Here is an 8,123-nt window from a genome sequence, read left to right on the forward strand (position 1 = left end):
AATAATTATTAAATTTTTTATAGATTCATCTGGATATAATGAATTTACTGTATCTATTTTTTCTATTGTTCTACGAACTATATATTTTAGACTTGAAATATTTTTAATTAACTTTATTTCTATCGCAGTTTTCCCTTCGAAACTATCAAAGCCATCAGGAGCAAATCCATCTAATCCGCTCACAACTTTGTCGTAGTATTTTATATTTTCAGGCTCTTTAGACGATTGTTCAGAATCTATATATCGATTGACTATAAATTCTTTTTGTTGAGAACTTATATGTAAATTTAGTAATTCAATCATAAATTCTTCATATAGATATCCCGAGTAAACATCCGTATCTAATTTATCTAGAAAGTTTTGAATATTCATTCACTTCACTCCATTACATTTTTTAAATTTCATTTTAGCTATTACTTTAAAAGTACTTATATGTAACTAACGTTGTATATATTCTTTATAAGATAGAAATAACCTTTTGTTCTTTTTAGAACAAAAGGTTATTTGTTAAAAATATCTGAGAGGTTGGAATCCTACCGTATGGAAATCGAGCTTCGTCCCGTCCTCAGCGATAAAGAAGACCGCCTCGTTCGTATCGACGTCACGTGTGAACACTTTATAGAACGTCAACGATTTTTCGTCATTCGTCACATAGCGTGCTTCGTGTGTCGAGATGACTTGTGCGAACAGTTGCTGTTCGTCGAGCTCCTCGATCAAATTATCAAACTTCGCAGCCTCTTCTTCTGTCGCCTCGCGACCCCGCTCAATTTCATAGTAAGCATCGCTCGCTTTTGGCTGAACACCGAGATTACGATCAACGACAATCACACGCTCTGGTTCTTGGTCGATGACACTCGTGTAACCATACAATGACTCGATGAGCGTATTCTCTCCGGTCACACGACCGATACCTTCTAATGACTCTTCTCCAGTCAACGACTTCACTCGTGTCTCTTCTGGCACAATTTCCTCTTGATAGGCGATATTGTAAGCGCGGATGATTTCTCGTACTTGTAAAAACGTCGCGACGACGAGTAGTACGATGAGTCCTCCAATGATGATGCGTTTCGTCATGTCTCTATTCCCCCTAGACTGTCATGCTCTCTTCTAAGGATAACCCAGGAACCGCATTCATCGCTAGTGTATCGCGCTTCCCGCGCACATACGCGTGATGTGCCGCGACCCCAATCATGCCGGCATTGTCTCCACAAAGATCGAGTGGTGGGATGACAAGTTGAATCCCTTCAGCAGCAGTAGCTTCTTGAAGCGCGGCTCGGAGTCCACGGTTTGCCGCGACACCACCGGCAACAAGCAATTGCTTCGCTCCTTTTTCTTTTACAGCGCGAATCGCTTTCTCAACGAGCACTTCGACGACACTTGCTTGAAAACTCGCTGCCAAGTTTTCCGGAATGACCGTCTCCCCACGTTGCTCCGCATTGTGTACGGCGTTGATGACCGATGACTTCAAGCCACTAAAGCTGAAATCGAAGCTACCCGGTTCGAGACGAACACGTGGGAAGTTGTACGTATCTTCCCCAACCGCTGCCAAGCGGTCAATCGCAGGACCTCCCGGATATGGGAGACTGAGCGTGCGCGCGACCTTATCGTATGCCTCACCTGCTGCGTCGTCACGTGTCTCCCCAATGACTTCGAAGACACCGTGTTCTGGCATATAGACGAGTTCTGTATGTCCACCCGAGACAACGAGACAGACGAGTGGGAACTCCATCTCTTCGACGAGTTCGTTCGCGTAAATGTGTCCCGCGATATGATGGACGCCGATGAGCGGTTTTTGATGGGCGAACGACAATGCTTTGGCCGCACTAATCCCGACGAGAAGGGCACCGACGAGACCCGGTCCTTGTGTGACAGCGACCGCATCGACGTCTTCCATCGTCACGCCTGCTTCGCTCAACGCATCGTCAATGACATACGTGATGCGCTCCACGTGATGACGAGACGCCACTTCAGGGACGACGCCACCAAATCGTTTATGACTCTCGATTTGAGAAGAGACGACGTTCGACAAGAGCGTCTTCCCGTCTTTGACGAGCGCAACAGATGTCTCGTCACAGCTCGACTCGATCGAGAGAATCAGTGATGTGTTCATTCTGAGTCACTTCCTAACTTCGCCCAATAAATATAGGCGTCTTCATTATTATCCTGATAGTAGCGTCTTCTTCGTCCGGCTTGCATAAACCCAAACTGTTCATACAGTTTTTGCGCCCCAACGTTCGACACGCGGACTTCTAACGTCAATCCGACAAGCCCCTTTGACTTGGCAAACGCGACAAGTTCCGCTAACAGTTGATTACCAATCCCTTGCCCACGAAATTCAGGTAAGACGGCAATGTTCGTGATATGTCCTTCGTCGACGATTGTCCATACTCCGACAAAACCGACGACCCGTTTGTCATGGACCGCGACAAAATAAATAGCCTGTTCATTTCGAAGCATCTCGTTCATGAACGCCTCTTTTGTCCACGGAATGGAGAACGACGCTTCTTCGACTTTCGTCACTTCTTCGACATCAAGCCACGTCATTCGACGAATTTTAACGTCAGCCATTGTTTTGACCCTCTAACCATTTCGCTTCCGCTTCAGCGAGTCGCAAATACTCTGGCTCAAACGCATGGACATCACTCGTCTCATCGCTAAAGACGACCAAATCACTCGCGCGGCCGTAACGATGTGCAGCCGGTGCTTCGACATACTCATATTCACTCAACACGTCACGGAACGGTTCGACATCCCCAACGACGAGGAAACGTCCTTGGATATTCAGTCGTAGCCAGTCGGCGACAGACGCATGTTGATCGTGCGTTAGTGCCTTGTTCTGTTGATAATATCCGATATAGGCGTTACCGCGTCGCGCGTCAATTAATGATACGACAGGCAAGTCCGTATTCGGGGCCGCTGCCATGAGTTGAAGGGCAGACACGCCGATTAGTGGAATGTTCAACGTATAAGCAAGTGTCTTCGCCGTCGTCACTCCAATCCGAATCCCCGTGTACGACCCAGGACCTGTCGTAACAACGATGCGTTCGAGCATATTCGGAGTCCATTTCACAGCTGCCATGAGTTGTTCAATCATCGGCATGAGTGTGACCGCATGGTTTTTTGAGACCATGACCGTCGCCTCGGCTTGAATCTCTCCAGCCTCACTTAACGCGACTGACAAACGTGTCGTCGCGGTATCAATCATCAATTGCTTCATGCGAGCACCTCCTTGGCGATTTGAACGTAACGCTCACCCGTCGGAGCAAGTGTCAATTTTCGTTCCTCGTCACTGACTCGTTCAATCGTAATCGCCAAGCGTTCTTCCGGAAGAGAAGACTCGATCAAGTTCGACCACTCGACAATGGCGACACCGTCACCGTTGATATATTCCTCAAGACCGATGTCATCCCCCGTATCCTCGAGTCGATAGACATCCATATGATAGAGCGTCAAGCGCCCTTTGTATTGTTTCATAATGGTGAATGTCGGACTGTTGACGTTCCGTGTGACACCGAGTCCTTTTGCGAACCCTTGTGTGAACGTCGTCTTGCCGGCACCAAGGTCACCGTTTAACGTGATGACTGTTCCTGCTTCGACGAGCGTGGCCAAACGTTCTGCCACTGCCTGCGTCTCCGCCGCAGAATGCGTAATCAATGTATACATGAATGGTTCTCCTTTTATCGCTTCTCATACGTACTCATTGTACACTTCATTTTATGCAAAAAAAAACACGAAACGCCATCGTTTCGCTATCTCATTTAAAAATTGGTTGCGGGGGCTGGATTTGAACCAACGACCTTCGGGTTATGAGCCCGACGAGCTACCAGACTGCTCCACCCCGCGACGACATATGAAATTAAATAAAAATTGGTTGCGGGGGCCGGATTTGAACCGACGACCTTCGGGTTATGAGCCCGACGAGCTACCAGACTGCTCCACCCCGCGATGGTTTGAATTGTTTCGACATCCTCTATAATAAGCGAGACAGTTATAAAAAGCAACCATTTTCTCAATGTTTTTTCAAAAATGGAATCGGGAACAGATATAACAGCATAGACTATTAGAGAAAAGGGGCGCGACCGCCATGTCCAAATGGGGAAACCGATTCAAGAAATGGTTCTTTTCGGAAATCGAAGCCGACATCACGTTTGACCCGGCAGCACTCATTCCGAAACAGGTAGTGACCGGGACCCTGCATGTATCAAACCCGACGACGACTATCGTCCGGTTACAAGAACTGACACTTAACTTTTTGACGACATTTAAAGACATCACCATGGAAGGAAATGAGTTCAATCGAGAAGCCGACATTCAAGAGATCCCGATTCCACTCACCGTCGTACTAGAGCCTGGTGCGAAGGAAGACGTTCCGTTCTCATTCGAATTAACGATGTATGCCCCTTCGTCTGCTGGCGCACCATACAGCGTGGAAGCAACGTTATGGGACAAGGACATGAAACGTGTCTGGTTTGACGTGATTGAACACATTGAAATCGAACCGATGCCTGAACTGAAAAGATTGCTCGACGCAACGGCTCATGCTGGACTTGAACCGATGTTTGTTCGGAACGTGATTGACCCGCTCGGAGAAGAGCGTCCTTATCCGTTCGTCGAAAAGTATGGGTTCAAACCGGTCGGTGAGTGGGCCGATGAGTTTGAGGTCGTCAAATCATTTTGGCGTCTGCATGAAGATGGAATCGACCTCTACTACTGGCTCGACAACATCGAAACACAGCGAACGCTCGAGTCGATGGCGACTGACGTCGAATTGCGTCATCGCTCCCTCACCTGGGAACAACTCGAACGTGAGCAAGAACAGCTCGGTCTCGGTATTCAAGATACGTTACGTAGTCACCGCTCTTCGTGAGCGGTTTTTTCAATTTGAATCATATCCCCACTCGTATTGACGATGGTTTGGAAGTGATGGCGATACGGATGCATGAACAACTCATATTGAAGACGTCGCTCGTCATGCGAAGCGCGTAAGTAATCCATTTCCATTCCTCGTTCCTGAATATCACGATTCGCTCTGCGTCTAAATTCTGTTTCTCCGTCCGTATAAAGATAAATCGACTGGTCAAAAGAGGAGAGATCTAGAAATGCGACACTCATGCCCTCAATAATCGTAATCATTTTTTTCGGGTCAATCCACGTACGTTCTAAATATGAGACATCGATTGTGTAAAAGCCGATTCCCTCTCGAATCATACGAACATCACGCTCGAGTGAAAGCAGATGATGTGCAGTCGGATGACAAGCCGTCATCTTATAATGATGGGGTTTTCCGTTCTGTTCATAGGTGAGGATCGTTTGTTTCCGTAACTGTGAATCAATGATGTATGGATCTGTATGAAGCAGGTTTATATCACCGAGTCGTTCCCGTAATGTTTCGGCCAACGTCGATTTTCCTGCTGCCCCATGTCCGGAGATCGCAATCAGCGTTCGTTTTCCTGTTTGCACATTTTGCACGATCTCATCGATGAGTCGTTCCATGATTCTCCCCCTTTGGTACACTTAGTATAAAAAGGAAGTGTAACAATCCAATGTCCACTTGTCCATTTTGTCACCCAACACTCGATCCACATCAAACCATTATTGCTGAGAATGACTCTTGTTACTTTCTCATGCATGACCACGAGCAAGACATCCTCGTCGGCTCGGGTGTGATTGTTCCGAAAGCACACCGTGCGACAACGTTCGACTTAACGCCTTTAGAATGGCAACATACATATGAATTACTTCATCAAGCCAAGGAATACCTTAATCAATCATTTCAACCTGACGGATACACACTGGGTTGGAACGTCGGCACGGCATCAAACCAAACCGTGCCTCATGCCCATCTGCACGTCATTCCGCGTTACGAGGCAGGTCCTCACGCAGGGAAAGGACTACGGCATTGGCTAAAACGACCGGAATGAACGAGCACTCCGAATTAGCTGACCTCATGTAGGTGAATCAAACGCTCGCGCCTACTTTGGATCACCTTTAACGATAGAACGCGTCATTCATCTTCCATCCGTTTCCGAAGTCTGATGGCTGATGCAGCGAAAATGATGAAAATCATCAATAATCCAAGACTGACCACTTTAAGTGTGGTCGATATAGGAGGGTTAAAGAAAAAAGGAATCGATAATACGAGTAAGGCACCTGTGATTCCCATTCCTCTAATGAGAAATGCGATTGATTTATTCATCCGTGCATTTCTCCTTTCAAGTAAGAAAACGAATCTGCTACATCATGAACCTCTTCAGTTTATTCTCTTACGACAGACAGCTCATCGCGTTAGGATGAGCTGTCTTCTTTTTTCTTCAGTCTCTTCAAGTTTCTGTTCTAACTGTTCCACTTGTATCGTCATACGAGCAATCAGCTGACTGATCTCCTTATCCAGTCCGTTCACTTGATCTAATGAATCATTGATTCGCCCATGCATCGTCCATTCTGAAAAAATATCATCTAAAAAGTAATCTGCGAACTGAATGAGTGAACCTCGATCGACATGCAATTCTTGAACAATTTCTTGGACATCTGCTAATTCACGGGAAAAACGTTCCAATGCAGATTGTAATTCATGCATCGTTTGCTCGGAAGCATCTAGCGCATCATGTTTCATTGCCGTCGCAAACAAACCTCCCCCGAAGAACGTATCATATGTCGACCAACCTTTGGCGCTGTCTAAGTGCTTTAGCGTCCTCGTAATCGTTGCTCGTGCTGCTTTACCCGCAACAATGGCTTCTCGATATTCGATGAGAAGTTCATTCGTCTTAGCTTGTTGATTGGTGAGATCATGTAGGTCACGGCGAACAACTGGATCTTTTGTGAGGTGAGCTTCTTTTGTTTCGAGGAAAGTCTCCCACTCCGTATCGATGCTTTCATATCTCTCGAGCTGTTCTTGTAAATCTCGATGCTCGAGCGTCAATTCATCAATCATCTTCTCGTGTTCGCGCAATTTCAGTTCGGCACGAGCAGCTTCTTCTACTTCCTTTATGCGTTGCTCATCAAACGTGCCTCGTAACTTCCGCCACGTATTGACGAGCGAAAAATTTTCAAGATCGTAAACATCACGCTGTTCTTTCGTAAATGTATTCAACAATTCTTTCCGTACCGCTTCATGTTCCTTTAATTGTTTTTCAAGTGTCTTTTGTTTGCGAACAAGTCGATCGCGTTCGGCGATACGTTGTTGTAGGTCTAATTGGAGTTGTTCAAGGTTTTCCATTACATTTCTCCTCTCTTTGTACTGATCAAGGTGTCAATTGAAATACCATTTATCTTCATACCTTTGATGTCACATCCTGTTAACGTCACATTCGTCAGGTCACATTGATTAAATGTAGCACCTCTCAGATTCGAATGATGCATTTGAATAGTACGTTCATTCTCTTGCATCGTTACAAAATTGAATTGTGAACCTGACAAATTCAAATCACTGAACTTACTGTCGCGGAAATTAATGTTCCGAAAACGACTTTGACTGAAATTACAGTTACTCGCATCAAATAAAAAAATGTTACTGTTCGTCACTGCCAAATGACTCGCGTTTACCCCGTACGCCTGCCATCCTTCACATGACCGTTCTTCAAAGCAATGTGTACTCGGTTTTGCTTTTGTTCGTTTGACAAAACATACTTCATCATCCGACTCATACACGACTTGGAATCCTAACTGTTTATAAAAGCGAATATTTCTCTTTTGATGAGTTGATGTTTCTAGCTCCCAAATTCGTACATGTGGATACTCAGCTTCCACGTATTGAATCAATGCCTTACCGATTCCTTGCCCTTGAACATCAGGATGTACAAAAACACGATCGATTCGTGCATAGTCTCCCCCTGTCAATGTAAGCACAATGCCACCTACAAGTTTACCGTCTTGCTCCGTCACATAGGTTGTCAACTCTTCGATCAAATAGTGTGTCATTGGTTCATTGTCGTATCCAGGAGGCTCGACATTCAAATCTCTTACTGGTAACTGCAAGGTGTCTGCCTCTTGTCGAAAACTTGCAGTTGAAACTTCTGTAATCCTCGAAATATCCTTTAAAGTGGCTAAACGAATATACAAAACAATCCCCTCTTTCTCATACTTAGTACGAAAAAGAAGGGAGAAAGTTTCAATGAAACAAAAAA

At 45.6% G+C, this 8,123-nt stretch carries 12 protein-coding genes and 2 tRNA genes; 2 read left to right on the forward strand and 12 right to left on the reverse strand.

Features of this window, described 5'->3' with window-relative positions; genetic code table 11:
* The 8 genes from ON063_RS13825 to ON063_RS13860 all read right to left on the reverse strand — a co-directional run.
* On the reverse strand, positions 1 to 372 hold a 372-nt coding region (locus tag ON063_RS13825; RefSeq protein WP_274665512.1), incomplete at its 3' end, for a hypothetical protein.
* Positions 373 to 507: 135 nt separating this feature from the next.
* Positions 508 to 1,074 (reverse strand): hypothetical protein, encoded by a 567-nt coding sequence (locus ON063_RS13830; protein WP_274665513.1) that lies wholly within the window; start codon positions 1,072 to 1,074, stop codon positions 508 to 510.
* A gap of 13 nt (positions 1,075 to 1,087) precedes the next feature.
* Complete coding sequence (tsaD, locus tag ON063_RS13835; protein WP_274665514.1) at positions 1,088 to 2,110, reverse strand: tRNA (adenosine(37)-N6)-threonylcarbamoyltransferase complex transferase subunit TsaD; 1,023 nt, start codon at positions 2,108 to 2,110, stop codon at positions 1,088 to 1,090.
* Positions 2,107 to 2,568, reverse strand: a complete 462-nt coding sequence (gene rimI, locus ON063_RS13840) for a ribosomal protein S18-alanine N-acetyltransferase (protein WP_224863443.1) — start codon at positions 2,566 to 2,568, stop codon at positions 2,107 to 2,109. Before rimI ends, tsaD begins: the two co-directional genes overlap by 4 nt.
* On the reverse strand, positions 2,561 to 3,217 hold the full coding sequence (gene tsaB / locus ON063_RS13845) for a tRNA (adenosine(37)-N6)-threonylcarbamoyltransferase complex dimerization subunit type 1 TsaB (RefSeq protein WP_214697083.1): 657 nt from the start codon (positions 3,215 to 3,217) through the stop codon (positions 2,561 to 2,563). The genes rimI and tsaB overlap by 8 nt, the downstream gene beginning before the upstream one ends.
* Positions 3,214 to 3,663: a tRNA (adenosine(37)-N6)-threonylcarbamoyltransferase complex ATPase subunit type 1 TsaE gene (gene tsaE / locus ON063_RS13850; protein ID WP_274665515.1), complete on the reverse strand. Its 450-nt coding sequence runs from the start codon at positions 3,661 to 3,663 to the stop codon at positions 3,214 to 3,216. Before tsaE ends, tsaB begins: the two co-directional genes overlap by 4 nt.
* A 103-nt stretch (positions 3,664 to 3,766) precedes the next feature.
* Positions 3,767 to 3,843, reverse strand: a tRNA-Met gene (locus ON063_RS13855).
* 25 nt (positions 3,844 to 3,868) lie between these two features.
* Positions 3,869 to 3,945 (reverse strand) — tRNA-Met (locus ON063_RS13860).
* A 139-nt stretch (positions 3,946 to 4,084) separates the two neighbouring features.
* Here ON063_RS13860 and ON063_RS13865 point away from each other — a divergent pair.
* Entirely contained in the window at positions 4,085 to 4,867 is a 783-nt protein-coding gene (locus ON063_RS13865; RefSeq protein WP_274665516.1) for a sporulation protein, read from the forward strand.
* Here ON063_RS13865 and ON063_RS13870 read toward each other — a convergent pair.
* Positions 4,852 to 5,493, reverse strand: coding sequence for a uridine kinase family protein (locus tag ON063_RS13870; protein WP_274665517.1), 642 nt, complete (start codon positions 5,491 to 5,493; stop codon positions 4,852 to 4,854). The genes ON063_RS13865 and ON063_RS13870 overlap by 16 nt on opposite strands.
* 50 nt (positions 5,494 to 5,543) lie before the next feature.
* On the opposite strand from ON063_RS13870, the gene ON063_RS13875 reads away from it, so the two are divergent.
* Complete coding sequence (locus tag ON063_RS13875) at positions 5,544 to 5,921, forward strand: HIT family protein (protein WP_274665518.1); 378 nt, start codon at positions 5,544 to 5,546, stop codon at positions 5,919 to 5,921.
* Between the two features lie 83 nt (positions 5,922 to 6,004).
* On the opposite strand, the gene ON063_RS13880 is transcribed toward ON063_RS13875, so the two are convergent.
* The 3 genes from ON063_RS13880 to ON063_RS13890 form a co-directional block, all read right to left on the reverse strand.
* Positions 6,005 to 6,196 (reverse strand): hypothetical protein, encoded by a 192-nt coding sequence (locus ON063_RS13880; protein ID WP_214786275.1) that lies wholly within the window; start codon positions 6,194 to 6,196, stop codon positions 6,005 to 6,007.
* A gap of 81 nt (positions 6,197 to 6,277) precedes the next feature.
* Entirely contained in the window at positions 6,278 to 7,216 is a 939-nt protein-coding gene (locus ON063_RS13885) for a hypothetical protein (RefSeq protein ID WP_214697100.1), read from the reverse strand.
* Positions 7,216 to 8,123: GNAT family N-acetyltransferase (locus ON063_RS13890; protein ID WP_274665519.1), on the reverse strand; the 908-nt coding region annotated here is incomplete at its 5' end. The genes ON063_RS13885 and ON063_RS13890, both read right to left, overlap by 1 nt.

Source organism: Exiguobacterium sp. B2(2022) (assembly GCF_028823655.1).
Taxonomy (GTDB): domain Bacteria; phylum Bacillota; class Bacilli; order Exiguobacteriales; family Exiguobacteriaceae; genus Exiguobacterium; species Exiguobacterium aestuarii_A.